This is a genomic window from Alishewanella aestuarii B11, from assembly GCF_000280055.1.
Taxonomy (GTDB): domain Bacteria; phylum Pseudomonadota; class Gammaproteobacteria; order Enterobacterales; family Alteromonadaceae; genus Alishewanella; species Alishewanella aestuarii.
Genome location: NZ_ALAB01000010.1, coordinates 88,893 through 113,944, shown reverse-complemented (window position 1 = coordinate 113,944; position 25,052 = coordinate 88,893). Strand labels below are relative to the sequence as shown.

Annotated in this window: 21 protein-coding genes and 1 pseudogene; 14 read left to right on the top strand and 8 right to left on the bottom strand. The window is 51.8% G+C overall.

The annotated features are described in order from the left end of the window. Position 1 precedes the first annotated feature (1 nt). Positions 2-1,692, top strand: a pseudogene (locus AEST_RS05515) (PocR ligand-binding domain-containing protein). Here the strand turns inward: AEST_RS05515 and AEST_RS05510 are convergent. Genes AEST_RS05510 through AEST_RS05500 form a run of 3 tightly spaced genes read right to left on the bottom strand, consistent with a single transcriptional unit; the run spans position 1,689 to position 4,903 of the window. Next, on the bottom strand, positions 1,689-3,299 hold the full coding sequence (locus AEST_RS05510; protein ID WP_008607624.1) for a methyl-accepting chemotaxis protein: 1,611 nt from the start codon (positions 3,297-3,299) through the stop codon (positions 1,689-1,691). The pseudogene AEST_RS05515 and the gene AEST_RS05510 overlap by 4 nt on opposite strands. A gap of 44 nt (positions 3,300-3,343) precedes the next feature. Further along, positions 3,344-3,739 (bottom strand): substrate-binding domain-containing protein, encoded by a 396-nt coding sequence (locus AEST_RS05505; RefSeq protein ID WP_008607623.1) that lies wholly within the window; start codon positions 3,737-3,739, stop codon positions 3,344-3,346. Positions 3,740-3,748: 9 nt separating this feature from the next. Next, positions 3,749-4,903, bottom strand: a complete 1,155-nt coding sequence (locus AEST_RS05500; protein ID WP_008607622.1) for a porin — start codon at positions 4,901-4,903, stop codon at positions 3,749-3,751. A gap of 281 nt (positions 4,904-5,184) precedes the next feature. Here AEST_RS05500 and AEST_RS05495 point away from each other — a divergent pair, with 281 nt between their 5' ends. After that, the gene (locus tag AEST_RS05495; protein ID WP_008607621.1) at positions 5,185-7,341 is read left to right on the top strand and encodes a S46 family peptidase; all 2,157 of its coding nucleotides are present in this window, start codon (positions 5,185-5,187) and stop codon (positions 7,339-7,341) included. 74 nt (positions 7,342-7,415) lie between these two features. On the opposite strand, the gene AEST_RS05490 is transcribed toward AEST_RS05495, so the two are convergent. Continuing rightward, positions 7,416-7,847 carry a CBS domain-containing protein gene (locus AEST_RS05490; RefSeq protein ID WP_008607620.1) on the bottom strand — a complete coding sequence of 144 codons (432 nt, stop codon included), beginning with the start codon at positions 7,845-7,847 and terminating at the stop codon, positions 7,416-7,418. Positions 7,848-8,007: 160 nt separating this feature from the next. On the opposite strand from AEST_RS05490, the gene AEST_RS05485 reads away from it, so the two are divergent. Genes AEST_RS05485 through AEST_RS05475 form a run of 3 tightly spaced genes read left to right on the top strand, consistent with a single transcriptional unit; the run spans position 8,008 to position 13,032 of the window. Then, positions 8,008-8,763, top strand: coding sequence for a TetR/AcrR family transcriptional regulator (locus AEST_RS05485; RefSeq protein WP_008607619.1), 756 nt, complete (start codon positions 8,008-8,010; stop codon positions 8,761-8,763). 50 nt (positions 8,764-8,813) lie between these two features. Further along, positions 8,814-9,932: an efflux RND transporter periplasmic adaptor subunit gene (locus tag AEST_RS05480; RefSeq protein WP_008607618.1), complete on the top strand. Its 1,119-nt coding sequence runs from the start codon at positions 8,814-8,816 to the stop codon at positions 9,930-9,932. A 10-nt stretch (positions 9,933-9,942) separates the two neighbouring features. Further along, complete coding sequence (locus AEST_RS05475) at positions 9,943-13,032, top strand: efflux RND transporter permease subunit (protein WP_008607616.1); 3,090 nt, start codon at positions 9,943-9,945, stop codon at positions 13,030-13,032. Positions 13,033-13,144: 112 nt separating this feature from the next. On the opposite strand, the gene AEST_RS05470 is transcribed toward AEST_RS05475, so the two are convergent. Next, the gene (locus AEST_RS05470) at positions 13,145-14,002 is read right to left on the bottom strand and encodes an EamA family transporter (RefSeq protein WP_008607615.1); all 858 of its coding nucleotides are present in this window, start codon (positions 14,000-14,002) and stop codon (positions 13,145-13,147) included. Positions 14,003-14,288: 286 nt separating this feature from the next. Here AEST_RS05470 and AEST_RS05465 point away from each other — a divergent pair, with 286 nt between their 5' ends. Together AEST_RS05465 and AEST_RS05460 are read left to right on the top strand one after the other, a co-directional pair. Next, positions 14,289-15,566 (top strand): DUF3422 domain-containing protein, encoded by a 1,278-nt coding sequence (locus AEST_RS05465; RefSeq protein WP_008607613.1) that lies wholly within the window; start codon positions 14,289-14,291, stop codon positions 15,564-15,566. 12 nt (positions 15,567-15,578) lie between these two features. Beyond that, positions 15,579-16,253 (top strand): lytic transglycosylase domain-containing protein, encoded by a 675-nt coding sequence (locus tag AEST_RS05460; protein WP_008607612.1) that lies wholly within the window; start codon positions 15,579-15,581, stop codon positions 16,251-16,253. Here the strand turns inward: AEST_RS05460 and AEST_RS05455 are convergent. From AEST_RS05455 to AEST_RS05445, 3 genes are read right to left on the bottom strand one after another with little or no spacing between them, the layout of a single operon-like run. Continuing rightward, complete coding sequence (locus AEST_RS05455; protein ID WP_008607610.1) at positions 16,238-16,678, bottom strand: CBS domain-containing protein; 441 nt, start codon at positions 16,676-16,678, stop codon at positions 16,238-16,240. The two genes, AEST_RS05460 and AEST_RS05455, sit on opposite strands and share 16 nt — an antisense overlap. Before the next feature lie 12 nt (positions 16,679-16,690). Continuing rightward, positions 16,691-17,809 (bottom strand): PilT/PilU family type 4a pilus ATPase, encoded by a 1,119-nt coding sequence (locus AEST_RS05450; RefSeq protein WP_008607609.1) that lies wholly within the window; start codon positions 17,807-17,809, stop codon positions 16,691-16,693. A gap of 8 nt (positions 17,810-17,817) precedes the next feature. Continuing rightward, a complete protein-coding gene (locus AEST_RS05445) occupies positions 17,818-18,870 on the bottom strand; it encodes a type IV pilus twitching motility protein PilT (RefSeq protein ID WP_008607607.1) in 1,053 nt (350 codons plus the stop codon). A 29-nt stretch (positions 18,871-18,899) separates the two neighbouring features. Between AEST_RS05445 and AEST_RS05440 the strand changes: the two genes are divergently transcribed. The 7 genes from AEST_RS05440 to AEST_RS05410 are packed head-to-tail and all read left to right on the top strand — an operon-like array spanning position 18,900 to position 25,026. Continuing rightward, positions 18,900-19,595 (top strand): YggS family pyridoxal phosphate-dependent enzyme, encoded by a 696-nt coding sequence (locus AEST_RS05440; RefSeq protein ID WP_039925150.1) that lies wholly within the window; start codon positions 18,900-18,902, stop codon positions 19,593-19,595. Beyond that, positions 19,588-20,403 carry a pyrroline-5-carboxylate reductase gene (proC, locus tag AEST_RS05435; protein WP_008607604.1) on the top strand — a complete coding sequence of 272 codons (816 nt, stop codon included), beginning with the start codon at positions 19,588-19,590 and terminating at the stop codon, positions 20,401-20,403. The genes AEST_RS05440 and proC overlap by 8 nt, the downstream gene beginning before the upstream one ends. Before the next feature lie 15 nt (positions 20,404-20,418). Beyond that, positions 20,419-20,958 (top strand): YggT family protein, encoded by a 540-nt coding sequence (locus AEST_RS05430; RefSeq protein ID WP_008607603.1) that lies wholly within the window; start codon positions 20,419-20,421, stop codon positions 20,956-20,958. 13 nt (positions 20,959-20,971) lie between these two features. Then, positions 20,972-21,403 (top strand): DUF4426 domain-containing protein, encoded by a 432-nt coding sequence (locus AEST_RS05425; protein WP_008607602.1) that lies wholly within the window; start codon positions 20,972-20,974, stop codon positions 21,401-21,403. 9 nt (positions 21,404-21,412) lie between these two features. Beyond that, positions 21,413-22,018, top strand: coding sequence for an RdgB/HAM1 family non-canonical purine NTP pyrophosphatase (gene rdgB / locus AEST_RS05420; RefSeq protein ID WP_008607601.1), 606 nt, complete (start codon positions 21,413-21,415; stop codon positions 22,016-22,018). Beyond that, on the top strand, positions 22,015-23,157 hold the full coding sequence (hemW, locus tag AEST_RS05415) for a radical SAM family heme chaperone HemW (protein WP_008607600.1): 1,143 nt from the start codon (positions 22,015-22,017) through the stop codon (positions 23,155-23,157). The genes rdgB and hemW overlap by 4 nt, the downstream gene beginning before the upstream one ends. Before the next feature lie 21 nt (positions 23,158-23,178). After that, positions 23,179-25,026: a DUF885 domain-containing protein gene (locus tag AEST_RS05410; protein ID WP_008607599.1), complete on the top strand. Its 1,848-nt coding sequence runs from the start codon at positions 23,179-23,181 to the stop codon at positions 25,024-25,026. Positions 25,027-25,052: the final 26 nt, after the last annotated feature.

The following is a 25,052-nucleotide window of genomic DNA, read 5'->3' as shown; positions in this document are numbered from 1 at the left end:
CATGTCACACTCTGAATCTCCCAAGGCATCAGATCAGGCTGTTCAGCCGCCGCTGATTGCGAAGTGGAATCTCAGCGCCGGTGAAGACACTGTGGCCTCCCATACTTTTGCCTGCTCGCTCGATTTACCCCGTCTGAATACGATTTTTGCTAACTTTCAACAGGCACTCGGTGTCACCATAGCGCTGATCGATTTACAGGGCAAAGTCTTAGCCTCCTCCGAATGGCAACATGCTTGTTTAAATTTTCATCGCCAACAACCTGGCACCCTGCATAATTGTCTGCAAAGTGACACGGTATTAGCAAATCAGCTGCTGCAACAACAACAGCAAGCTGTCTACCGTTGTCATAATGGTTTAACCGACTGTGCGGCGCCAATTCGTATTAACGGCCGCCATCTGGCGAATGTGTTTATCGGGCAGTTTTTTCAGGAACCACCGGATTTGGCGTCTTTCCGGCAGCAGGCAGCAGAAAATGACTTTGATCAGGCTGGTTATCTGGATGCGATAACTAGAATACCGATTATTCCGGCACAGAAAGTTAAGCCGATGCTGGATTTAATCAGTACTATGGCGGAGCAGATAGCTGAACTCAGTTATAACCATTCGCAAAGCCAGCAACTATTGGAGCGGGTTGAACAGGAAGTCAAACGCCGCACTCTTGAGCTGCAGATGCAGAATCAGATCCTCAGTTTAATTAGTCAGAACGCGCCCCTACCCTATATTCTGGAGCAGTTGGTACTACAGATTGAACAACAATATCCGGGGTTAATTTGCTCGGTGTTGTTGTTGGATGACAAAACCGGCCGGCTACAACATGGTGCAGCGCCGTCCTTACCTGAAGCTTATAACAGAGCAGTTGATGGTTTAAAACTCGGCCCGATGGCTGGTTCCTGCGGTGCTGCAGCGCATAGCGGTGAGATTTTAATTGCCGAAGATCTGTACACCCACCCCAACTGGCAGGCTTATCGTGAACTGGTCGATTTGGCCAGCATTCGCTCCTGTTGGTCGATTCCGATTAAAGATGCCGGGCAACGGGTGTTGGGCACCTTTGGTATTTACCAGCGCCAACCCGCTAAACCCGATCAAACCTTTACTGAAAAAATGCGGGTTTTCAGTAATCTGGCTGAGTTGGCCATTAGTCGCTTTAACGCTGCAGAGAAAATCCGTCACATGGCGTTTTATGACCAATTAACAGGGCTCGCGAATCGCAGGTTATTAGATGAGCGGATACAGCAAGCATTAGCATTAAGTAAACGAAGCAAGCGGTATGGTGCATTGATGTTTCTGGACCTGAATAATTTTAAACCCGTAAATGATGTTTATGGACATAAAACCGGTGATATGCTGTTGCGGCATTTGGCATAAGGTTACAAAGCCTGGTTAGGCAAACCGATACCGTGGCCCGCCTGGGTGGCGATGAATTTATTGTTTTATTACCGGAATTACTTGCTGAATATGCAGAAGCAAGAGAACAAGCACAGCAACTGGCAGAAAAAATTACTGAGCAACTGAATTTACCCTTCACCCTGACCGACCAGAGTAATACTAGTTATCAGTGCACCTGCAGTATCGGCATGGTGCTGTTTCATGGTGAGCTGGATTTCGCTGAGGAAATCCTGCTCCGGGCCGACAACGCGATGTATCAAGCTAAACAGCAAAGCGGACAACAGCTCTGCTGGTATAACGGTTAGGTCTCAAATTTACTGCTGATGGTTTGCAATGACTGCGCCAGTGCCTGCAACTCAGCAGCAATACCATGCACATCCTGTTGAATGGCTTTCGAGCTACTGAAGGAACTGAGCATCTTCGCAGTATTAGCGACAATTTGCTCCGCAACCATGGTTTGCTCTTCGGTGGCTGCAGCGATCTGCGCGTTAAGTAAACTGATTTGCTGCACTTCACCGCTGATCTGCTCAATAGAGCTGCCTGCATCTGACGCCAACTCAGCCGAGTGAGCGGCATTCTTTACCGCTTGCTGCATAATACTTACCGCTTTACTGACATTTTGTGTCAGTTCGCCGACTACCTGCTGTACTTCAACCACTGACTGTGCCGTTTTACCCGACAAATTGCGAACTTCATCAGCAACCACCGAAAATCCCCGTCCATGTTCACCGGCTCGTGCCGCCTCAATGGCTGCGTTCAATGCCAGCAGGTTGGTTTGGTCCGCTATGGCATTAATACTACTGAGGATCTGGGTCACATTTTTGGTTTTTTCCGCCAGTTCAGTAATTACACTCTGCGCCTGAGTAATCTCACTGGATAAACCACGGGAAAAATTGACCGCATTACTGGTTTTATCAAAACCCTGTTTCGCCAACTGACTGGCTTTTTCGGCCGAGTTAGCCGCCTCATTGGCTGATTGACTGATATCCTTCACCGACAATTGCAGTTCGGCCATACTCTGACTTACGGTTTCCGAATCAGCACTCTGCTCCGCTGTGCGTCCTTCTAATGCCTTCATGCCAGTCGATAAATGATCAGAGCTCTGTGTCAAGGGATCTATAGCCTGTGCCAGCTCATTAAAAGACGACTGCAACATCTTGATAAAAATATTAAACTCCCGCGCTACCACTGCCAGCTCGTCATCGCCCTGCACCGGCAAACGGCTGGCTAAATTGCCCTTGCCACTCGCCAATTCTGCTAATGAGCTGCCTAAGGTTTTCGCTGACTGGCTAATGCGGTTGGCGATAAAGTGCCCGAGGCCAGCCGTGGTTACCAGTAAAACCCCGCCAAGCAATAAAATCACGGTCAGAGCTCGCTCGGAATTATCTGACACCGCATCAATAGATTGCGCAAAACGCTGATCGGACTGCTGCTCAAATTGTGTTAACTCGGCATAGACTTTTTCATACAGTGCGGTTTTGCGACTGACCTGCTGCTGGATCTGCTCAAAATCGGCGTCACCATCAATAAATTGTTGCGCAATCGCCGAAGATAATTCGGCGTAGCTTTGGGCTTCCTGTTGCAGCTGCTGTAAGGTCGTGCTGCGCTCCGGGTTCAGGTTTTGTAACCGGGTCAGCATATCGCTGATCCTTTGCTGATTTTGTTTGGCAGTGGCTAACAAATCCGGATCAGACAGCGTCACGGCCTGGGTAAAAAACTCATCCAATGAGACAAAACTGGTACGAGCCTGCGAAGATAGTTTGGCGGTCTCATACATAAAGTCACGCATATTGTGGGTCGTTGCATTATTTTTGCTGGTAAAAAACAAACTGACCGCTACAACTGTCGAAAAGGCGATCACTGCCAACCCTATTACCAGCCAGATTTTTGCCACTATGGATAAATTCTTCATCGGTACGACTCTTTAGTCCGGCGCCAATGGCGCCGGACGATCAGTTAGTTGATGGTTAGCGCAACTTTTACTGCATCAGATACACTGGCGGCACTGATATAGCCAATAGCCTGCGGATTACTGGCAACAAAATTAAGCACCTCCTGCTCACTCGCCAGCTCTGTCGGCGGTGTACCCTTGCCGGTAAAAACCAACTTAGACCAGTGCGCTTTTAACTGCGCCGAGGTACGGCCCACGCCCTTTTCGTCGAACTGAGCCCGAAGTGGCACAGTCTCCGCCAGATTAACGGCATTAAAGGCATTGGAGCGTCCGGTGTAAATCCGCACTAACTCTTCATTGGTCAGATTGGCGCTATTAGATGGATGCACGATCACCGCGATTTGTGCCAGTGCCGGCAAAGCAAAGACTGTTGCGGCAATTATTATCAGTTTTTTAATCATAACAACCTCTTAAAACACTAAATCAACACCAACAGCCACTACACCGGCGCGCTGACCCGTAGTGTCATTTTTCTCAGAAGAGTACTGTGCTTTGAAGGCTGCCGCCGGATGGAAATCATAGCGCAACCCCAGATTCCAGGTCTTGGCGTCGCGCTCCTGCGTACGCACTAATCCTTGCAGCGGTACCAATAACTGAGGCGGCAAAACACCTTGGTAAGGCAGATAAATCTGATCGCGGCTGTTGTTATCTTCAACTTCATACGAGAGGTACGGAGTGAAACTATTAAAGCGCTTCCCCACCGAGACATAGTAATTATTTTGATCGGCAATAAAGGTATCTTTCACCTTAACCTTGGTATATTCACTGACTAGGATCCAGTCGCCGTCATCATAGGCCAGACCCAGTCCCAGAAAGCTGCCATCTTCACGTTGAATATCCACACTTTTTACAATATCGTTGCGGCCAATACTGTTGAGCGTAGTAAACAGATTACCAATGGTAAAATTCGGCGCCAAACTCACTTGTTCGGCTGCAGCCGTCATTTTACCGACTAAATAAGCCGCCCGGCCACTCAGATTACCCTGCGTCAATTCCCAGCTTAAACCGAGAATATTTTTTATTTCGGCATCGACCTCTACGCCACTGATGGTCGCCTTACCATCATAACCACCCGCTACTACCTGTAACGTTGACTCAACACTACCAAGCTGTGCAGTACGATAAAATGAAATCCCTTCGATATTGTCAAAACCCAGCCCGTAAACGCCCTGCGGCACCCGCAACCAGTCGTAGGCATAACCGACATCTTTAAAATCAGAGAATTTAAAAAACGGTGTACGTAAACGGCCGGCATTAATATGCATATTATCCGCCAGCTGATAGGTCAAAAACGCCCACTCAAAGCCAACATCAAAGTCTTTGCTACCACGGCCAACCAGCTGCCCCGTTATCGATAATTTCTCGCCCAGATCTGACTTTATCTGTAATGCGAATAAACTTTCATTTTTAAAATCAATATCTTTATCATAACCATATAAAGATTCATCACTACCGGTAGTCATCCCGGCTTTGATTGACGCAAAGCCATTGATGGTAACGTCTGCCCACACCGGGGCAGCAACACTGGCGGTCAGAATCGCGAGCGCAACAGCGGTTTTTTTCATAAAGACCTCATATAACGGGGCTAATACAATCGAAAGTACCGAAATAAAAAACTAAGCACTTGTCTTTTATTTACTTTTTCTAGTGTAGCTGAAAACCGCAGGCCAGCGAAAATAATGACGGATTTTTTGCACCGAAAGTTATCATATATCAAGCCAATCTAATGTTCGACATTCCGGTTCAGCAGACATTTTGTAACAGAAAATGTCTGTCCCTTGACAAGGCGCGCTGGCAGAGCGGAAGATGGCGTGCTTTTTTCCCCATAACCATAAAGAACAAACCTATGAAAAAAACCTTACTGTTACTGGCAATGACCAGCAGCCTGGCCTTTGCTGATGAAGGCATGTGGATGCCACAACAATTGCCAGAAATTGCCTCGGAATTAAAAGCGGCTGGCCTTGAACTGGATCCGGCTAACCTGACTAAACTGACCGAATTCCCGATGGCGGCTATTGTTAGCCTGGGCGGCTGTTCAGCGTCTTTTGTTTCACCACAGGGTTTAGTTGCCACTAACCATCACTGTGTTTATAACAGCATTGCGCATAATTCCACCGCTGAAAATGACCTGCTAAAAAATGGCTTTCTAGCCAAAACCCTGGCCGACGAAGTGCCAGCGGCACCAGGTAGCCGGATCTTTGTCACCAAGGCCGTAGACAAGGTGACTGAGCGCGTTATCGATGCCAAGACCGCAAAATTAACCGGTAAAAAACGCCTTGATGCTATCGAAGCAAATCAGAAAGCCATCGTTGCTGACTGTGAGCAAGATGCCGGTCACCGCTGCACCGTGGCAGCGTTTTATGGCTCGCTGGAATACTACCTGATTAAACAGCTGGAAATTAAAGATGTCCGCCTGGTGCATGCCCCGGCTGAAGGCGTTGGTAAATTCGGTGGCGATACCGACAACTGGATGTGGCCACGCCATACCGGCGATTACAGCTTCCTGCGCGCCTATGTCAGCCCGGATGGTAAGTCTGCCGACTTCCATAAAGATAACGTGCCTTACACCCCAGACTTCCACCTGAAACTGGCTAAAGACGGCTTAAAAGAAGGCGATTTTGTGATGGCACTGGGCTATCCCGGCCGCACCAACCGCCACCGCTTACCGTCAGAAGTTGCCGACACCTTTGACTGGAGCTACCCCACTACGGTGCAGTATCTGGGTGAGTTGTTAGAGATTATCGGCCGTGAAACCGCCAATGATCGCGATGCGGCGCTGAAATATGCCAGTCGGGTCGCTGGTTTAAATAACGTGCTGAAAAATCGCCAGGGTATGCTGGATAGCTATGCACAAAGCGACTTTTTACAGCGTAAGCAGGCCGAACATCAGGCGCTAAAAAACTGGGTCAACGGTGATCGTGCCAACAAGCAAGCCTATGCCAAAGATTTAGCCGCCATCGAAAAGCTGTTAGAGCAACAGCAAACGGAAGGCCGCAGTAATTTCTTACTGGCTAATGCCACGCCACGTTTGCTGGGCACAGCCCGCAGCCTTTACCGGCTGGCTAATGAGAGCACTAAACCAGACGCAGAACGTAAAGCAGGCTTCCAACAACGCGATCTGCCGCGCTTCCAGGCTTTTATGGCCGGTATGGACAGAACCTTTGACGTTAAGGTTGAAAAAGCCCTGGATCTGCATAACCTGAAAAAATATGCCGCCCAGCCGAAAAAGCAGCGTAATGCTGACTTTGATAAAGCTATGGGTATTCAGGACAATATGTCAGAAGCTGCCTTAATTGCGCTGATCGACAGCTGGTATGCCAATACTAAGCTGACCGAACAGGCTGAGCGACTGGCACTGTTAAGCGCCAGCCCACTGGACTTTGCTGGCAAACAGGATCCTTTTGTTAACGCTGCCGTGGCCTTGTATAAAGCGGATCTGAAACGTGAAGCCGAGCAGGAAGAGCTAGCCGGTAAGATCCAGCAAGCATACGCCAGCTATATGCGTGCAAAAATTGCCTTTATGCAATCGCAGGGCAAAGCCGTTTATCCGGATGCCAACAGCACCCTGCGGGTGACCTTTGGTAATGTTAAGGGCCGTGGTCATGGTAACGAAGATGGTAATGCCTGGACCGCCTTTACCACTTTGCGTGGTATCACCGCCAAAGCCACCGGCGAGGGCGAGTTTAATGCGCCACAAAATCAGCTGGATGCGATCAAAGCGAAAAACTATGGTGCTTATGGCAAAGACAGCCTGAACTCGGTACCGGTAAACTATCTGGCTACTTTGGATATTACCGGTGGTAACAGCGGCTCGGCGATCCTGAATAGCAAGGGTGAATTTGTTGGCTTAGCCTTTGATGGTACCCTGGATTCGATTATCTCAGATTGGGATTTCAACCCGGCAAATACCCGTTCAATCCAGGTCGATCTGCGCTTTATGTTGTGGCAGATGCAAATCGTCGACAAAGCCGACAATTTGCTGCAGGAAATGGGTGTACTATAAGCAAACACTCACCGCTCAGGCTAAGCCTGTTGCGCTAACTTAACAGTAAAACCTCTGCCGCGGCAGAGGTTTTTTTATGTGCGTTGTTCCAGCAATTCTGCGGCCAGGCGCACAAAATCCGATGAGGTCAAAATGCCCAGCAATTTGTTATGACTGTTCACCACCGGCAAGCAACCATGGCGGTTTTGTACGAAGAAACTGGCCACCTGCTGCAGACTTTGCTCCGGGGTAACGGTAGCAAAATCAGTAAGCATTAATTCTGCTACTAATTGCTGCTTCTCCTTGCGCTCCAGCGCAGTGGCGCCATACTTCGCCAGCAGGCTCATCACTGCGGCAATCATGACTTTTTGTGTCAACATACCAATCAATTCACCATTACTATCAATCACCGGGATATGGCGAATATTTTTCTCCCGCATCAGATCATGCGCGTCTTTTAGGGTGGCATCCCGTTTTACCGATAACGGATCGGGCGTCATCAATTCAGCGACAGTGTTAATAGTCATTACTACTCCTTGGCTTGAAAGTGTTGTTGATAGTTATAGCGAATTTTTCAGCTCTGGGTAGCAAGCTGGATCAACTTTTTACGCGGTAGATAATTTGAGCCTTGCTCATTTTTTGAATCAGGTTCATAATTCGAACCTGTTTATAAGAGCTACAGATCCTATGACGGTAAACGAACGTAAAGAACGCCAGCGCGCCGCCCGTGAACAATTGTTTTTGGATAAAGCCGCTGAGTTGATTGCCCGCGATGGTATTTTGCAACTGCAGATGGCGCCACTGGCGAAAGCCTGTGAATACGCGACCGGCACCCTGTATCAGCATTTCAGTTCGAAAGAAGATTTATTGCTGGCATTAGTGGCCCGCAACGGTTGCAACCAACTGCGGTTATTTGAACAGATAGCGGCACTGGCGATCCCACACCGCAACAAAATCCTGGCACTTTGTGTCGCAGAAGATTTGGCGCGCCAGTATCACCCCAGCCATGCCAGGCTGGAACAATATGTCTTTACCGAGGTGGTCTGGGAAAACGCCTCTGCTAGTCGCCGGCAGCTGATCCTGGATAATAGCAAGCCGCTGTCCGCGCTGGTAAGCGGCATAGTGCGCGCGGCCATTGACGCCGGTGAACTACCCGATCATCAGTGCTCAGCACTGGAACTGTCAATCGCGCCCTGGGCGCTCTGCTGTGGCAGTCACAATCTGGAACAAACCGCTGGCCTGTTTGAAGCCTTTGGCTTAAACAAAGATTCGTTGCAACGTTATCGCCATATGCATCTGCTATTAAATGGTATGCAGTGGCAACCCTTGTTGGATATTACCGATACAGCAACCTTGACCGCGCAAATTCAGGATTTAAAACAACGCGTTGAGCAGTTATTTCATAACCTGTGCCCGCTTAATGTGGACCCGCTAAATGTATAACAGATTTTTAGTTTTAGTTAATCGGGCGCCTGCCCTTGTAAGGAGACATCATGCTTAAGCGTATGATTATTATGCTTGTCCTGGTAACAGTGCTGTTCGGCGGTATCTTTGGTTTTAAAGCCGTCGGTAATTATTTTATGAATCAATTCTTCGACAATATGCCGATGCCACCGGCTGCTATTACCGCAGCCACTGTTAGCCGTGATGCCTGGCAACCTGCCGTCAATGCCATCGGCAGCTTTGCCGCAGTTAACAGCACCGAGCTTACCACCGAAGCCAGTGGCATTATCCGCAGCATTCGCTTTGAGAATGGCGCCCTGATTAAAAAAGGTGAGCTGTTAGTGCAACTGGACGACAGCGTTGATCAGGCCGAGCTGGCACGGTTAAAGGCCGCTGAGCAATTGGCAAAGCTGGAGCAAAGCCGTCTGGAACGGCTGTTCCGCGATAAAGGCGTCTCGGAGCTGGATCTGCGTCGGCGCGAAAGTGAAGCCGCTCAGGCGAGCGCTGCTGTCGCCTCACAGCAGGCACGGATTGCGCAAAAATCGCTGTATGCGCCCTTTGATGGTGTGGCCGGTATTCGTCAGGTCAGTCTCGGGCAGTTACTCACTGGCGGCACCCCTGTTGTCAGTTTGCAATCGCTGGATCCTATCTATCTGAACTTTACCCTGCCCGAGCAGCAATTGGCGTTGATTGAAGTCGGTAAGCCGTTAACAGTGCGGGTGGATGCCTATGCTGAACAGGCATTTGTAGGTGAAATCACTGCGGTGGCACCGGGTATTCGCGAGTCAAGCCGCAGTATCGAAGTGCAGGCCACCTTTGCTAACCCAGAGCAGTTACTGCGTCCAGGTATGTTCGCGCGCGTCAGCATGACCACAGGTGAACCCAACACTGTTACCCTGATCCCACAAACAGCAGTGCAGTTTAATCCTTATGGCAACTCAGTGTTTGTGATTACCGAACAGGACGGTCAACAGGTGGCGCAACAGCGCTTTATCCGCACCGGCGAAGCCCGTGGTGATTTGATTGCCGTGACCGCAGGTCTGGAGCCTGGTGAGCAGGTGGCGACCTCAGGCTTATTGAAGCTGCGCAATGGCGCCGTGGTAAATATTGTGGAAAACAGTTCGGCCGCGCCCAGCGCTGAATTAAACCCAACGCCGGCTAACCAGTAAGGATTGCAGTATGCGCTTTACCGATATCTTTATTAAAAAGCCGATCCTGGCCAGTGTGGTCAGTCTGCTGATCCTGCTACTGGGCCTGCGTGCAATCTCAGAGATGAATGTGCGGCAGTTCCCGGAAATTAAAAATGCCGTCGTTACCGTCAGCACTGTCTATGTCGGTGCCGATGCCGACCTGATCCAGGGCTTTATTACCACGCCGCTGGAGCGGGAAATCGCTGCGGCTGAAGGCATTGATTATCTGGTTTCCACCTCGGTATCCGGGGTCAGTACTATTCAGGCCTTTTTACGGCTCGATTATGACCCGAACGAGGCACTGACCCAGATCGCCGCCCAGGTGAATAAAATTCGCTCGGAACTGCCGGAAAACGCCCGCGATCCGGTGATTTCACTCAAAGTCGGCCAGAATGTGGCGGCGATGTATCTGTCGTTTTATTCCGAAGTACTGGGTAATAACCAGATCACCGACTATCTGGTGCGGGTCGTGGAACCCCAGCTGGCGACGATTCCGGGGGTGCAACGCGCCGAAATTCTGGGTGCCCGCACCTTTGCGATGCGGATTTGGCTGGATCCGGTGAAACTGGCCGCCTACAACCTGACCGGCTCGGATGTTAATGCTGCGCTGCGTGGTAACAATGTGCTGGCGGCGCTGGGTTCCACCAAAGGGCAAATGGTCGCCGTCGATCTGAATGCAGCAACTGATCTGCGCTCACCGGAAGAATTTAAACAGCTGATTATCAGCAGCGACGGTAAGGCGGTAGTAAGGTTAAGCGATGTCGCCACTGTCGAACTCGGCGCGGAAAGTTATGACAGCTCCGTGAGTTTTAATGGTCTGGCAGCGACCTTTATGGGTATTGAGATTTCGCCGGATGCTAACGCCCTGGATGTAATTGCTGAGGTGCGCAAGGTCTGGGATCGCGATATTATCCCGCAGCTGCCGCAGGGTCTGGACGCCGATATTCCGTATGACTCAACCGAGTATATTGAAAACGCCATTGACGAGGTAGTGATCTCTATCGTGCTGGCACTGGTGATTGTCGTACTGGTGATTTACGCCTTCTTAGGCTCGATCCGCAGCGTCATTATCCCCGCCGTGGCCATTCCGGTGTCACTGGTCGGCACCTTCTTTCTGATGTGGATCCTGGGTTTCTCGATTAACCTGCTGACGTTGCTGGCGATGGTATTGGCAATCGGTATCGTGGTCGATGATGCGATCATTATGTTGGAAAATATTCACCGCTTTATCGAAGAGGGCCACTCCCGCATCGATGCTGCCATTATGGGCGCGCGACAACTGGCCTGGCCGATTATCTCAATGTCGACCACGCTGGTGGCGGTATTCCTGCCGATAGGTTTTGTTGGCGGTTTAACCGGGGTGTTGTTTGTTGAGTTTGCCTTTACACTGGCCGCGTCGGTGATCCTCTCTGGCGTGGTGGCGCTCACACTATCACCGGTAATGTGTGCCTATATTCTGAAACCACACAGCGTTGACGGTAAAAAAGAAAAATCCCTCGAAGCCTGGCTGGATGCGCGCTTTGAGCAGTTGCGCACCGCTTACCAGCGCCAGTTACACAACACACTGAATACGATGCCGGTGGTACTGACCTTTGCTGCCATAGTGCTGGTATCCTGCTACTTCCTGTTTGTTACCAGCCCGTCCGAGCTGGAACCGGCTGAAGATCAGGGTTTTGTGTTCTCGATTTTACAAGCGGACAGCTTTGCCACCCTGGATTATCTGGAGCGTAATACCGCTAAGCTGAATCAATTACCGGAGCAGGCACCGGAGATCCGCAACGTCTTTATCATTAACGGCATGGGCGGTACCAATACCGCTATCGCCGGCTTTGTCCTGGCGCCCTGGGATCAGCGCCAGCGCACTACCGCTCAGGTACTGGAGCAGAATATTCAGCCGCATCTGGCCGGTATTCCGGGCCTGAATGCCTTTGCGTTGGTACCACCTTCGCTGCCCTCTTCCGGTGATGGTACCCCGATTGAATTTATTATTGGCTCGACCCAACCCTTTGCTGCGCTGCAGGAAGTGGTACAGGAAGTGCTGGGCCGGGCGATGGCGTCAGGTCGCTTTATCTTTGTCGATAGCGATTTAAAGATCGATAAACCGAAGCAAACTGTGCTGGTCGACCGGGAAAAGGCCGCTTTAATGGGTGTATCAATGCAGCAACTGGCGGCAGATTTGGGCTCGTTACTGGCCGGTGCCGACGCCGGCCGCTTTGCGCTGGATAACCGCTCCTACCGGGTTATTCCGCAAATTGAGCGCAGTGAGCGGCTAAATCCGGCGCAGTTAAAGGACTACTATACCCGTAACCAGCAAGGCGAACTGATCCCGTTATCGACGCTGGTAACCCTACAGGAATCGGTACAGCCGCAAGCCCTGCGCGGTTTTCAGCAGCTGAATGCGGTGAAAATCTCCGGGGTGCCGCGTCCTGGCGTGCCCCTGGGTGAGGCCTTAGCGGTGCTGGATAATATCGCGGCTGAAGTGATGCCGGCAGGTTTTAGCATTGATTACGCCGGCCAGTCGCGGCAGTACAAGCAGGAAGGCCAGCAACTGGTGATTACCTTCTTCTTTGCGCTGATAGTGATTTTCCTGGTACTGGCAGCCCAGTTCGAATCATACAAAAATGCCATTATTATTATGGTAACAGTACCGATGAGTGTCTGTGGCGCCCTGATCTTTACCAGTCTGGGTTTTACCAGTATCAATATCTACACCCAGGTCGGTCTGCTGACACTGGTCGGTCTGATTGCCAAGCACGGGATCCTGATTGTTGAATTTGCCAACCAGCTGCAGCAGGAAGGCAAATCAAAACGCGATGCCATTGAGGAAGCGACTGCGCTGCGGCTACGTCCTATTCTGATGACCACAGCGGCAACAGTACTGGCCGTGATCCCGCTGTTGGTTGCCACCGGTGCCGGCGCCGCCTCGCGCTATGCAATGGGGGTGGTGATTGCCAGCGGTATGACCATTGGTACCTTCTTTACCCTCTATGTGGTACCGGCGATGTATTTGCTGTTGGCCCGTGACTACCGGCAACAACCGGATGCGGTCGTCGCCGCTGATCAGACCGCTGCGCATTAAGTCGTATATCATTCGACTAATTCAACTAAGCGGCCCTCGGGCCGCTTTTTTATGCTAGCGCCTTAGCTGAGTTCAGCGATGCGCCACTGCAGCCTTAAAGTGGATAACGCGGTTAGCTCTCTTTCGTTTTACTTAGGGTGCTACCCAAAGAGGCACTGATCACCAGTAAGATCGCTAACCACTGTGTGACACTGAGCAACTCCGCCAGCAATAAAAAACCGGCCAAGGCAGCGATCGCTGGCTCCATACTCATCAGTACACTAAAACTTTTGGCCGGCAGCGCCTTTAATGCCACCATCTCCAGACTATAGGGCAAGGCACTGGACAGCGCCGCTACGGCGATAGCCAGTGGGATCACCTGCCAGCTGAATAAACTGCTACCGGCACTGACCAGGCCAATCGGCACTAAAAAGGCTGCGGCTACTGTCATGCCGAGGGCGACCGTAATGCCACCCGAGGCCAGATTACCAGCGCGCTGACCAAATAGAATATAACCGGCCCAACAGGCACCGGCGGCAAGCGCTAACATCACCCCAACCGGATCCAACGCATCGACACTGGTCATATCCGGTAACAGTAACAAAATACCGCCCAGCGCCAGCGCGACCCAAACTAAGTCTAATTTGCGCCGCGAGGTGAATAATGCCACCGCCAAAGGGCCGGTAAACTCCAGTGCCACGCCAATCCCCAGCGGAATACGGGCAATCGCCAGGTAAAACAACAGATTCATGCCGCCGAGGCAAGCACCATAGACGATCACCGCGCGCCAACTGCGCCCCTGTGGTAACTGCCGCCAGGGCCGGAATACCAGCCACAGCATCAGAGCAGAGAATCCGACCCGCAGCGCTGTAGTCCCCGCCGGACCAATCAGCGGAAACAGTTGTTTGGCAATTGAGGCCCCACTTTGAATGGTGACCATCGCCAATAATACGCTGGCGACTGCCAGCCAAACGGCCTTGTTGCTTTGCATAACTGCCCTGTTTATTACCTGATTAGCATTATTTTACGCCATTCCCGGCCCTGCGTGTTGGGTTTGCCAGGGCCTATTGACCAGATTGCACCGAAATCAGGCAAAATGCCTGCTTCTGGCGCAGGCAGGCAACAGTCAACCGGCACTGAGCCAGGCCATTGTCTTGGCAAATTCATCGTTTTGTTAAGGCGTTGTCATCACCAAGCGTCAGCATAAGCAAGCTGGCACAGTACCTGCTTCGATACCTACTGTTAAGCTAATGATCTCAGCCACAGCGGAGTGCACTATGGAAAGCTTATCCCGCCGTAATCATCCGTTACGCGATGTACTGGATAAAGAATTACAGCAGCGAACCTTTGGCTCAGTTAGCGCCCCCTGCCGGCTGTGCCATTTTATGCTGACCGTTAGCCCGGCGCTACGTAGTCTGGAGCTGTCGCAAATGCAACAACTGGCACAGCAGCAAGGTCAGCAGCTGAGTGACAATGCCCAGGATTTGACGCTGCCGCTGTACGGTTTATGGCTGCGCTGGGAGCGGCATGGCGAATTCTCCAGCTATACCTTTATCCGCCCTGGCATGGCCGAACCCTGGTTTGATGATCCACTTAGCTTTTTGCCCAGTCGCGACTGGTTCAGCGAGCTGCCCGGACAGATTTTCCGCATTGTGCAGCTTACTATTCTGACCGCAGAGCAGCCACCCGCTGAGAGCTTGATCCGGCAAAGTTTTAATGCCGATAACTGTATCAGCAGCGAGTTAGCGGCTGGGCGGGCGCGGATCTGGACTGACTTTCAAAAGCATGCAGAAGGTGCCGGCCGGATGCTACTGTTAAGTAAAGGCTTAACCGGCGATGCCCTTGGCCGACTGGCACAACAGCTGTTTGATCTCGGTAATTACCGTAAGCTGTCACTGCTCGGCTGGCCGCTGGCCCGCCAGAGCCTGCAAAAATTAAGCGAACTGGAATTGCAGCTGGCAGGCCTAACCCAGAGTATCGAGTTGCAAAAACGCAGCGATGAGCAGTTGCTGCATGATATCACGGGTCTGGCCGCTGCCACCGAGCGGCTGATCGCCGAGAACAGCAACCGCTTACAGGCTACCGCAGCCTATTATCAGCTGACGCTGGACAGGCTAAAGGCGTTGCAGGAAAGCCCACTGCCGGATCATTTGTCATTGCAGGACTTTACCGAAAAACGCCTCACCCCGGCCTACCGAACCAGTGAGGCAGTACAGCGCCGACAACAACTGCTCTCCAGCCGCCTGGGGCGTTGTACTGAGTTGTTGCGCACCCGGCTGAATCTGAAGCTGGAGCAACAAAATCAGCAACTGCTAAGCTCAATGGAGCAGAAAGCCAAGCTGCAGCTAAAACTACAACAGATGGTGGAGGGGTTTTCGCTGGTTGCCATCAGTTATTACGCCGTGCAGTTGGCGGCTAAACTGCTGAGTAGCTTGCAATATTGGTGGCCTGGGCTTAACGCCGAGCGCTGGCAAAGTCTCGCTATTCCTGTCATTATTATTGGCGTGGCGGTGCTGCTGCGCTATCAGGCGGCCCGCTTAAAACGGAGTCTTTAAGGAAAGGGTAGCTTGATTAGCAATCTGAAGTGGTCCCCTTTGCTGTTGGCACTGCTGGTGCAGCCATTAGCAGCAGATGACGCAAAACCGGTACAGCGGTTAAGTCCGCACAGCACCGCTATGCCTGTTAGCAAGCCAACGGCACCACAGATCCTGGTGTATAAAAGCCTACGCCAGGATGGTTCTGCCGTTTTTTCCGACCGGCCACCTGTTGATCAGCAGTATGAGCTGCTACGGTTTGATTGCTTTGCCTGTGCGGTGCGTTCGCCAATCAACTGGCATACTACGCCCTTGTTCCAGCGCCGCTTTGCGCGGGTGATTGAGCAGGTTGCTGCCGAGTTGGTGCTTGAGCCGGCTTTAATCCGGGCCGTGATCCATGCCGAGTCGGCCTTTAATCCGCAAGCCATTTCGCGTCGTGGTGCCCAGGGCCTAATGCAGCTGATGCCAGAAACGGCCGCTATGCTTGGAGTGCAGGACCCCAGCCAGCCAGAACAGAATATTCGTGGCGGCAGCTTATATCTGCAACAGTTACTGCAGAGCTTTGATGGCGATCTCAGACTGGCGCTGGCCGCCTACAATGCCGGACCAGGTGCAGTCCGGCGTTTTGGCGGTGTACCGCCCTACGCCGAAACGACCGCCTATATCGAACGGGTCATGATTTTAAAGCAGCGTTATGCCGGTGGCTGAGCCGGCTTTGGTTTAGCCAGTAAGGCGGCTTTGAGCAAATCTTTCCAGGATACCAGCCCCAACAGGCGTTGCTGCGCATCGGTAACCAGTAAACAACTGATATTGCGCTCCACCAACGTGCTGGCCGCTTGCCTGATACTGGTTTCAGGTGCAACGGTAAACACCGGAGCCGACATCACCTGACTCACTTTACGGCTGCGCATCATCAAACCAATCGCCTGTTCGCTGGCCGCCTCCATCATCGGGCTTAACTCTTTAAAGTAGTCTTTAACGGACACTATGCCGACCACACGATCCATACTGTCCACCACTGGCACATGCTGGAAACGGGCCTGGCTAAAGACCGCCCGCAATGATGCCAGATTAGCCTCCCCGGTTGTCGTCACCAGTCTGGTTCTTGGGGTCATAATAGCCAGTAAAGACATCTGCTTACCTCACTATTCTTTATCCATCCCATCCAGCGTCACACCAGACAGGAAACCCGAACCCTTAACCTCGTTATTGCGCAGTTTAATCATCAAACGTAAATCGTTCGGAGAATCAGCATGGTGGATAGCGTCGGTGTAGCTAATGGTGCCGCGTTGATACAGGTCATACAGTGCCTGGTCAAAGGTTTGCATACCAAGCTCGCGTGACTTAGCCATCACGCTCTTAATCTCTCCGACTTCGCCCTTGCTAATTAAGTCCGCCACGAACGGCGAATTCAGTAACACCTCTATCGCCGCTACCCGGCCATGGCCGTCTGCAGTCGGTACCAGTTGCTGAGCAACGATAGCCCTAAGATTTAACGACAGGTCAAACAGTAGCTTATCGTGCATCTCTTTTGGAACCAGGTGCATAATACGGTCAATGGCCTGGTTCGCATTGTTGGCGTGCAGGGTTGCAATACAAAGATGGCCGGTTTCGGCGAAAGAGAGCGCAAACTCCATCGTTTCCTGCGAACGGATTTCACCGATCAGGATCACATCCGGCGCCTGACGCAGTGAGCTTTTCAGCGCAGCATCAAAGGATTCGGTATCAATACCCACTTCACGTTGCGTAATTAAACTGCGACCATGTTCGTGCACGAATTCTATCGGGTCTTCAATGGTCAGGATATGACCACGGGCATTTTTGTTGCGATAACCAATCAGGGCGGCCAGAGACGTCGACTTACCGGTACCGGTGCCGCCAACAAAGAGTACCAGGCCCCTTTTGGTCATGATCACTTCTTTCATGATCGGTGGCAGCCCCAGATCTTCGACATTGGGGATGGTGGTCACAATGCGCCGCATCACCATACCGGCCTTATCACGCTGCCAGAAAGCCGACACCCGGAAACGACCGGCATCGTTATGAATGGCAAAGTTACATTCTTTCTGCGTATTAAATTCGTGCTGCTGTTTTTCATTCATCGCTGACAACACCAGCGCCAGCGAGTCCATCTCGGTCAGCGCCTTGTCATCCAGCGGTGTCAGCTCGCCATTGATTTTGGCCGCCACCGGCATGCCTGCGGTAACAAAAAGGTCTGAAGCTTTCACTTCAACCATTTTTTTCAAATAATCAACTAGTTGCATACCTACCTCTAGATTCGGCCCATGGCGCCAAAGGTATTCTTATCCTGGGCTTTGGCCGCTGCGTCTTTCTGTGTGACCAAACCACGGTTTACCAGGTTTACCAAGCATTGATCCATGGTTTGCATGCCATGGGCGGCGCCGGTTTGAATCACCGAATACATCTGGGCAATTTTATCTTCACGGATCAGGTTGCGGATCGCCGGGACCCCAACCATAATTTCATGTGCCGCGATCCGACCGCCACCGACCTTTTTCAGCAGCGTCTGCGAAATAACGGCTCTTAATGATTCAGACAACATCGAGCGCACCATATCTTTCTCTTCACCAGGGAAGACGTCGATAATCCGGTCGATAGTTTTAGGCGCTGAGGTGGTGTGCAGAGTACCGAATACCAGGTGACCGGTTTCTGCTGCCGTCATTGCCAGACGAATGGTTTCCAGATCCCGCAACTCACCGACCAGGATCACATCCGGATCCTCGCGCAGCGCTGAGCGCAGGGCATTACTGAAACTATGGGTATCGCGATGCACTTCACGCTGATTAATCAGGCTGAACTTGTTGCTATGTACGAATTCAATCGGATCTTCGATAGTCAGAATATGGTCAAAGCGAGTACTGTTGATATAGTCGATCATCGCCGCCAGGGTGGTACTTTTACCTGAGCCTGTGGGCCCGGTAACCAGCACCAGTCCGCGTGGATTCTCAGCAATGGTTTTAAAAATATCCGGCGCGCCCAAATCATCCAGCGTCAGGACTTCGCTGGGGATGGTGCGAAATACCGCCGCCGCACCGCGGTTTTGCACAAAAGCATTAACCCGGAAGCGGGCTAAATTGGGGATTTCAAATGAGAAATCCGCTTCCAGCCGTTCTTCGTATTCTTTACGCTGCTTGTCGGTCATAATTTCATAAACCAGCGCATGGACTTCTTTATGGGTTAGCGGTGGAATATTCAGTTTGCGCACATCGCCATCAACGCGGATCAACGGCGGTACACCGGCAGAAAGGTGCAAATCTGAGGCTTTATGTTCAACACTAAAGGCTAATAATTCGGTAATATCCACTACCAGGCTCTCCAATTTACCTATTTATGATGAATAACATAGCAGAACAACTGGCCCTCGCCTATCAGCAACTGCACAAATTCAGCGAAAGCCGGCCCAGCGAATGGCCGGCGCCAAAATTGATTGCGGTCAGTAAAACCAAGACTGCGGCAGATATTGAAACGGCCTATGCAGCCGGTCAGCGGCGCTTTGGCGAAAATTATCCGCAGGAACTGGCCACTAAAGCCACTGCGCTTACCCATTTGGGTGAGCTGGAGTGGCACTTTATCGGGCCGTTACAGTCAAATAAGACCAAACTGGTGGCAGAAACCGCCAGCTGGGTACACAGCCTTGAGCGCGAGAAAATCGCCCGCCGCCTGTCCGAGCAGCGCCCGGCGCATCTGCCGCCGTTAAAGGTGTTACTGCAAATTAATATCAGCGCCGCAGCCAGTAAAGCAGGTATCACTGCAGAGCAGATGCTGCCGCTGGCAGCTGTCGTCGCCACTCTGCCTGGCCTGACACTCAGTGGACTGATGGCGATTCCGGAGCCCGACCCGGCACGACTGGAAGCGGACTTTGCCCAAATGCAACAACTCTCGCGCTTATTGCAGCAGCACTATCCTCAAGCTGTTGAATTATCGATGGGAATGTCCGATGACTGGCCACTGGCTCTGCGATATGGCGCAACTATGATAAGATTAGGTACGGCTATTTTTGGCGCAAGGAATTATGACAAGCATGAATGACAACAGGGTCGCCTTTATCGGCGCAGGTAATATGGCACGTTGTGTCATCGCCGCTATGGTAAAAGCCGGCTATCCGGCGGAAAATATTCTGGCAGCCAATCGCAGTGAACCCAAGCTGACTGCGCTTAAGGCTGACTTTGCGATTGCCACCAGCCTCAGCAATATTGAGGCCGCCCGCTGGGCTGATGTGATAGTGCTGGCGGTCAAACCACAAATGATGCAGCAGGTGTGCGAACAACTGTTGGCCGAAGCACCAGAATGTCAGGAGAAGCTGTTTATCACCCTGGCGGCGGGTTTACCGGTAGCGCGCTATGAACAGTGGTTAGGTGATATCCGCCTGGTACGGGCGATGCCGAATACGCCGGCGCTGGTGAGCCTGGGCGTAACAGGGCTCTTCCCCAGTCGCTGCTCCAACTACGAGCGCGCCTTTGTTGACCATATTTTCAGCGGCACCGGTTTGCGGGTCTGGTTAGAGCACGAAGCACAGATTAATCATATTATCGCCGCGACCGGCAGTGCCCCGGCTTACTTTTTCTATTTTATGCAAGCCATGCAGCAAAAAGCCGAGCAACTCGGTTTTAGCAGCAGCGAGGCGAAAGCGATGATCGCTCAAACCGCGCTCGGTGCTGCCACCATGGCGCTACAAAGCGACCACAGCTTCGACGAATTACGGCAACAAGTGACGTCAAAAGGCGGCACCACGCATGAAGCCATAAGCAGCTTCAGCGCTGCCGGCCTAGAACAGATGGTCGCTGCGGCGATGCAGGCGGCAATTGACCGTGCAGAAGAAATGGCGAAAACGCTTTAAGCAGGGAGTGATCTGATGAATGCAGTAATTTTTCTTATTAATACCGCCTTTACGCTCTATCTGATGGTGGTAATGCTCCGTCTGTGGTTACAGCTGGCGCGGGCCGACTTTTATAATCCGTTTAGCCAGTTTGTGGTCAAGGCCACTAACCCGCTGGTACTGCCATTACGCAAGGTGATCCCCAGCCTCGGTCAGTTAGATACTGCCACCCTGCTGCTAGCCTATCTGATTGCCACGGCCAAATTTATTGTGCTGCAACTGGTATTTTCACCGTCACTTAATCTTGGCGTCAGCTTTGTGTTAGGTGGTCTGTTATTACTAAAAGAAGCCTTGAACCTGTTGTTTTGGGTGTTGGTGATCCGGGCCATTATGAGTTGGTTTAGTCAGGGCCGAAACCCGATGGAACGGGTGTTCCATCAGTTAACTGAACCCTTTTTAGCGCCGGTTCGTCGGATTATTCCGCCACTGGGCGGCCTGGATTTGTCAGTATTGGTGGTACTGGTCGCCTTGCAGTTTATTAATATTCTGCTCAGCGACTGGTTAAGATTTGTTTAACAGGAGTCCCATTATGCACCCACTACTTAAGCTGATTAGCGCTTTGCTGCTTGCTCTGCTGTTAACCCCGAACGCCCAGGCTGAACAAAAGAAACAGTTGGGTAACTGGGATGTGCATTATATCGCGTTTAACTCAACCTTCTTAACGCCGGAAGTGGCGCGGGCCGCCAATTTAAGCCGCAACAAAAGCAACGCCATTATTAATATTTCGGTACTGGATAGCCAAAGCCAGCAGGCACAGCAAGTGGTGATCAGTGGTATTGCCCGCAACTTACTCGGTCAGCAACGTGAATTGACCTTTCGCGAAATTAAAGATGGCGAGGCCATTTACTATATCGCCGTCATGCCATTTCGTAATGAAGAGCAGTTCCGCTTTAGCCTGGATATCCGCCAGGGTAATCAGCGTCAGCAACTGAACTTTGAACAAAAACTCTATACCGAATAGGACTTGCTGATGCAAAAAGTGGTATTGGCCACCGGTAATGCCGGTAAGGTCGCAGAACTGTCGGCAATGCTGGCGCCCTTTGCGCTGGACATTGTGCCACAAACCGCACTGGGCGTAAGCGATGCCGACGAAACCGGTTTGACCTTTGTTGAAAATGCCATCTTAAAAGCCCGCCATGCTGCCCGGATCACCGGCTTGCCGGCAATTGCCGACGATTCAGGCCTGGCGGTTGCGGCCCTGGGCGGCGCCCCCGGTATTTACTCTGCCCGCTATGCCGGTGTTGGCGCTGGCGATCAGGCCAACATCGACAAACTGCTGCAGGCAATGACCGGCATCACTGCCAGTGATCGGCAAGCTGCTTTTCATTGTGTTTTGGTGTATTTGCAACATGCTGCAGACCCGACACCGCTAATTTGCCACGGTAGCTGGCAAGGCGAAATTGCCTTGACGCAAAGCGGCAATGACGGCTTTGGTTATGATCCGGTGTTTTATTTGCCTGAGCTTGGCAAAACCGCAGCCGAACTGACCAAAGCAGAAAAGCAACAGCTAAGCCATCGTGGGCAGGCACTGCGACAACTGGTGGCCGCGCTGCAGGTTAAGGAGCGCGCGCTTTGAGTTTAAGCCTGCCGCCGCTATCACTTTATATCCATATTCCCTGGTGTATTCAGAAATGTCCTTACTGTGATTTTAATTCCCATGCTGTGAAACAAGGGATCCCGGAGCAGGAATATATTGCGCACCTGCTGGCCGATTTAGATCAGGATCTGCCACTGGTCGCTGGCCGCCAACTTAGCAGCATTTTTATCGGCGGCGGCACCCCCAGTGTATTTAGCGCGGCCGGCATCACCCAAATTCTGGACGGGGTTAAACAGCGGCTCCCTGTCGCTGCGGATTTAGAAGTGACAATGGAGGCCAATCCGGGCACCTTTGAAGCGGAGCGCTTTGCCGGCTATGTCGCTGGCGGAGTGACGCGTTTTTCGATTGGGGTGCAGAGTTTTCAAACGCAGCAACTGAGCGCGCTGGGGCGCATTCATAATGCCGAAGAAGCCAAAGCCGCGGCGCGGCTGGCTGCGACCCTGCCACTACAGAGCTTTAATCTGGATCTGATGCATGGTTTGCCTGGTCAGACACTAACAGGCGCTCTGGCTGATTTACAGCAAGCCATCGACCTTAACCCTCCGCATTTATCCTGGTATCAGCTGACGATTGAGCCGAATACTGCCTTTGCCAGCCGGCCACCAGTGTTACCTGAGGATGAGCTGTTATGGGATATTCAGCAGCACGGCGCTGAGCTGCTGGCTGCAGCCGGTTATCAACAATATGAAACCTCAGCCTACAGTAAAGCCGGCCATCAGTGCCGGCATAACCTGAATTACTGGCGCTATGGCGATTATTTGGGCATTGGCTGTGGTGCCCACGGTAAAATCACCCTGCCCAGCCGCAATAGTATTTTGCGTACAGTAAAGATTAAACACCCGAAGGGCTATATGGATTTAAGCCGTGGTTATCTGGACGAGCGCACTCAGGTTGAGCCGGAAGACCGGCCCTTTGAGTTTTTTATGAACCGCTTTCGCTTACTGGAGCCCTGCCCAATCAGTGACTTTAGCGCCCTGACCGGTTTGCCGCTAAGTGTTATCAGTAGCCCCCTAGCTGAAGCCGAGCAAAAACAACTTATAACGGTAAGCCACGAGCATTGGCAAATTACGGCCAAAGGTGCCCGCTATCTGAATGATTTACTGACACTCTTTATTTAAATAACCAAACAGAGGTCTGTTATGCGACAACATTTGACTTTCCGAACTGCCACGCTGCCGCTGCTACTCGGTAGTCTGCTAATCAGTGGCTGCGGCCCGAAAACGGCTGAACCCAGCGCCGTAGTGCCAACGGTTGCACAGCAACAGGTGGATATGAATGAACGGGCGAACCAGCTGTTTGAGCAAATCTTTAACGAGCGGGTGCAGCGCAATCCGGTATTACAAACCAGCCTCGGCATAAAAGACGACTATGACAAATGGCAGGATCTGTCGGATGCGGCGTTCGAAGCAGAACTGGCACTCACCCGCCAGCATCTGGCCTTACTGGAAGCGATTGATGTTGCCGCCCTGGATCCACAAAGCCGTTTAAGTTATCAGCTAATGCACAAGCAGCTACAGGAAATGCTGGCAGATGCGCGCTGGCGCCTGTACAGCTATCCGGTGAATCAGATGTTTGGCGTGCATTCGCAGGTGCCGGCGCTATTGATCAATCAACATAAAATCGACTCCGTCGACGATGCCAAAGCCTATATCGCCCGGCTAAATGCGGTGCCGGAATTATTCCGTCAGTTACAGCACCTGCTCACGCAAAGTGCTGAAGCCGGCATCATAGTGCCGAAATTTGTGTTTCCACACCTATATTCGGCCAGCGAAAATCTACTGCAGGGCGCACCGTTTTCAGAGCAAGGTGACAGTACTCTGCTGGCAGATTTTAGTAGCAAGGTGGCAGCCCTGCCGTTAACAGAGCATGAGCAAAAACTGCTGCAGGATGAAGCCAGAGTGGCACTCATTACCAGTGTCGGGCCGGCCTATCGCAGCCTGATCAGCTTTTTACAGCAATTAGAGCAGCAAGCTGGTACCGATGATGGCGTCTGGCGTTTCCCTGAAGGCGCCGCCTTTTATCAAAACCGCCTGGCCCGGATGACCACCACCGATTATAGTGCCGAGCAGATCCACCAGCTGGGACTCCAACAGGTTGAGCGCATTCATGGCGAGATGCGGCAAATTATGCAGCAGGTGGGCTTTGCCGGCGATCTGGCGGAGTTTTTTGTGTTTATGCGCGAAGCGCCACAGTTTTACTATCCGGATACCGAGGAAGGCCGTGCGGCTTATCTGGCTGAAGCCACTGCCGTAATTGACCATATGCGTACCCGGCTGGACGAGCTGTTTTTGGTTAAACCCAAGGCAGAGATGATAGTCAAAGCGGTTGAGCCATTTCGCGAACAAACCGCGGGTAAAGCCTTTTACCAACGCCCTTCGATGGATGGCAGCCGCCCCGGCGTGTATTACGCCAATTTGTACCGCATGAGCGATATGCCAAAGTATCAGTTGGAAGCGCTGGCCTATCATGAAGGCATTCCGGGCCACCATATGCAACTGGCTATTGCGCAGGAGCTGGACGGCATTCCGAAATTCCGCCGCTTTGGTGGTGCAACCGCCTATATTGAGGGTTGGGGCCTGTATTCTGAATTGCTACCGAAAGAAATTGGCCTTTATCAGGACCCCTACTCTGATTTTGGCCGGCTGGCGATGGAATTATGGCGTGCCGCCCGCTTAGTGGTCGATACCGGTATTCACGCTAAAAAGTGGAGCCGTGAACAAGCGATCCAGTATCTGGTCGACAATACCCCTAATCCAGAAGGCGATGCGGTAAAAGCCATTGAGCGTTATATTGTGATGCCGGGCCAGGCCACCGCCTATATGGTGGGCATGATCAAACTGCTGGAACTGCGCGAGCTGGCGAAAACCGAACTGGGTGAGCGCTTTGATATCCGCGAGTTTCACAATGTGGTGCTAAAAAATGGCGCTGTACCGCTCGATGTATTAGAGCAACTGGTAAAAGATTATATCGCCAGCAAACGCGCCTAAATAGCAGTGGGCATCAGCCGTACTGC

Bases quoted from the DNA above. Each gene is read 5' to 3' on its own strand.
- AEST_RS05510 (WP_008607624.1), bottom strand. From the start codon at position 3,299: ATGAAGAATTTATCCATAGTGGCAAAAATCTGGCTGGTAATAGGGTTG.
- AEST_RS05505 (WP_008607623.1), bottom strand. From the start codon at position 3,739: ATGATTAAAAAACTGATAATAATTGCCGCAACAGTCTTTGCTTTGCCG.
- AEST_RS05500 (WP_008607622.1), bottom strand. From the start codon at position 4,903: ATGAAAAAAACCGCTGTTGCGCTCGCGATTCTGACCGCCAGTGTTGCT.
- AEST_RS05495 (WP_008607621.1), top strand. From the start codon at position 5,185: ATGAAAAAAACCTTACTGTTACTGGCAATGACCAGCAGCCTGGCCTTT.
- AEST_RS05490 (WP_008607620.1), bottom strand. From the start codon at position 7,847: ATGACTATTAACACTGTCGCTGAATTGATGACGCCCGATCCGTTATCG.
- AEST_RS05485 (WP_008607619.1), top strand. From the start codon at position 8,008: ATGACGGTAAACGAACGTAAAGAACGCCAGCGCGCCGCCCGTGAACAA.
- AEST_RS05480 (WP_008607618.1), top strand. From the start codon at position 8,814: ATGCTTAAGCGTATGATTATTATGCTTGTCCTGGTAACAGTGCTGTTC.
- AEST_RS05475 (WP_008607616.1), top strand. From the start codon at position 9,943: ATGCGCTTTACCGATATCTTTATTAAAAAGCCGATCCTGGCCAGTGTG.
- AEST_RS05470 (WP_008607615.1), bottom strand. From the start codon at position 14,002: ATGCAAAGCAACAAGGCCGTTTGGCTGGCAGTCGCCAGCGTATTATTG.
- AEST_RS05465 (WP_008607613.1), top strand. From the start codon at position 14,289: ATGGAAAGCTTATCCCGCCGTAATCATCCGTTACGCGATGTACTGGAT.
- AEST_RS05455 (WP_008607610.1), bottom strand. From the start codon at position 16,678: ATGTCTTTACTGGCTATTATGACCCCAAGAACCAGACTGGTGACGACA.
- AEST_RS05450 (WP_008607609.1), bottom strand. From the start codon at position 17,809: ATGCAACTAGTTGATTATTTGAAAAAAATGGTTGAAGTGAAAGCTTCA.
- AEST_RS05440 (WP_039925150.1), top strand. From the start codon at position 18,900: ATGAATAACATAGCAGAACAACTGGCCCTCGCCTATCAGCAACTGCAC.
- proC (WP_008607604.1), top strand. From the start codon at position 19,588: ATGAATGACAACAGGGTCGCCTTTATCGGCGCAGGTAATATGGCACGT.
- AEST_RS05430 (WP_008607603.1), top strand. From the start codon at position 20,419: ATGAATGCAGTAATTTTTCTTATTAATACCGCCTTTACGCTCTATCTG.
- AEST_RS05425 (WP_008607602.1), top strand. From the start codon at position 20,972: ATGCACCCACTACTTAAGCTGATTAGCGCTTTGCTGCTTGCTCTGCTG.
- rdgB (WP_008607601.1), top strand. From the start codon at position 21,413: ATGCAAAAAGTGGTATTGGCCACCGGTAATGCCGGTAAGGTCGCAGAA.
- AEST_RS05410 (WP_008607599.1), top strand. From the start codon at position 23,179: ATGCGACAACATTTGACTTTCCGAACTGCCACGCTGCCGCTGCTACTC.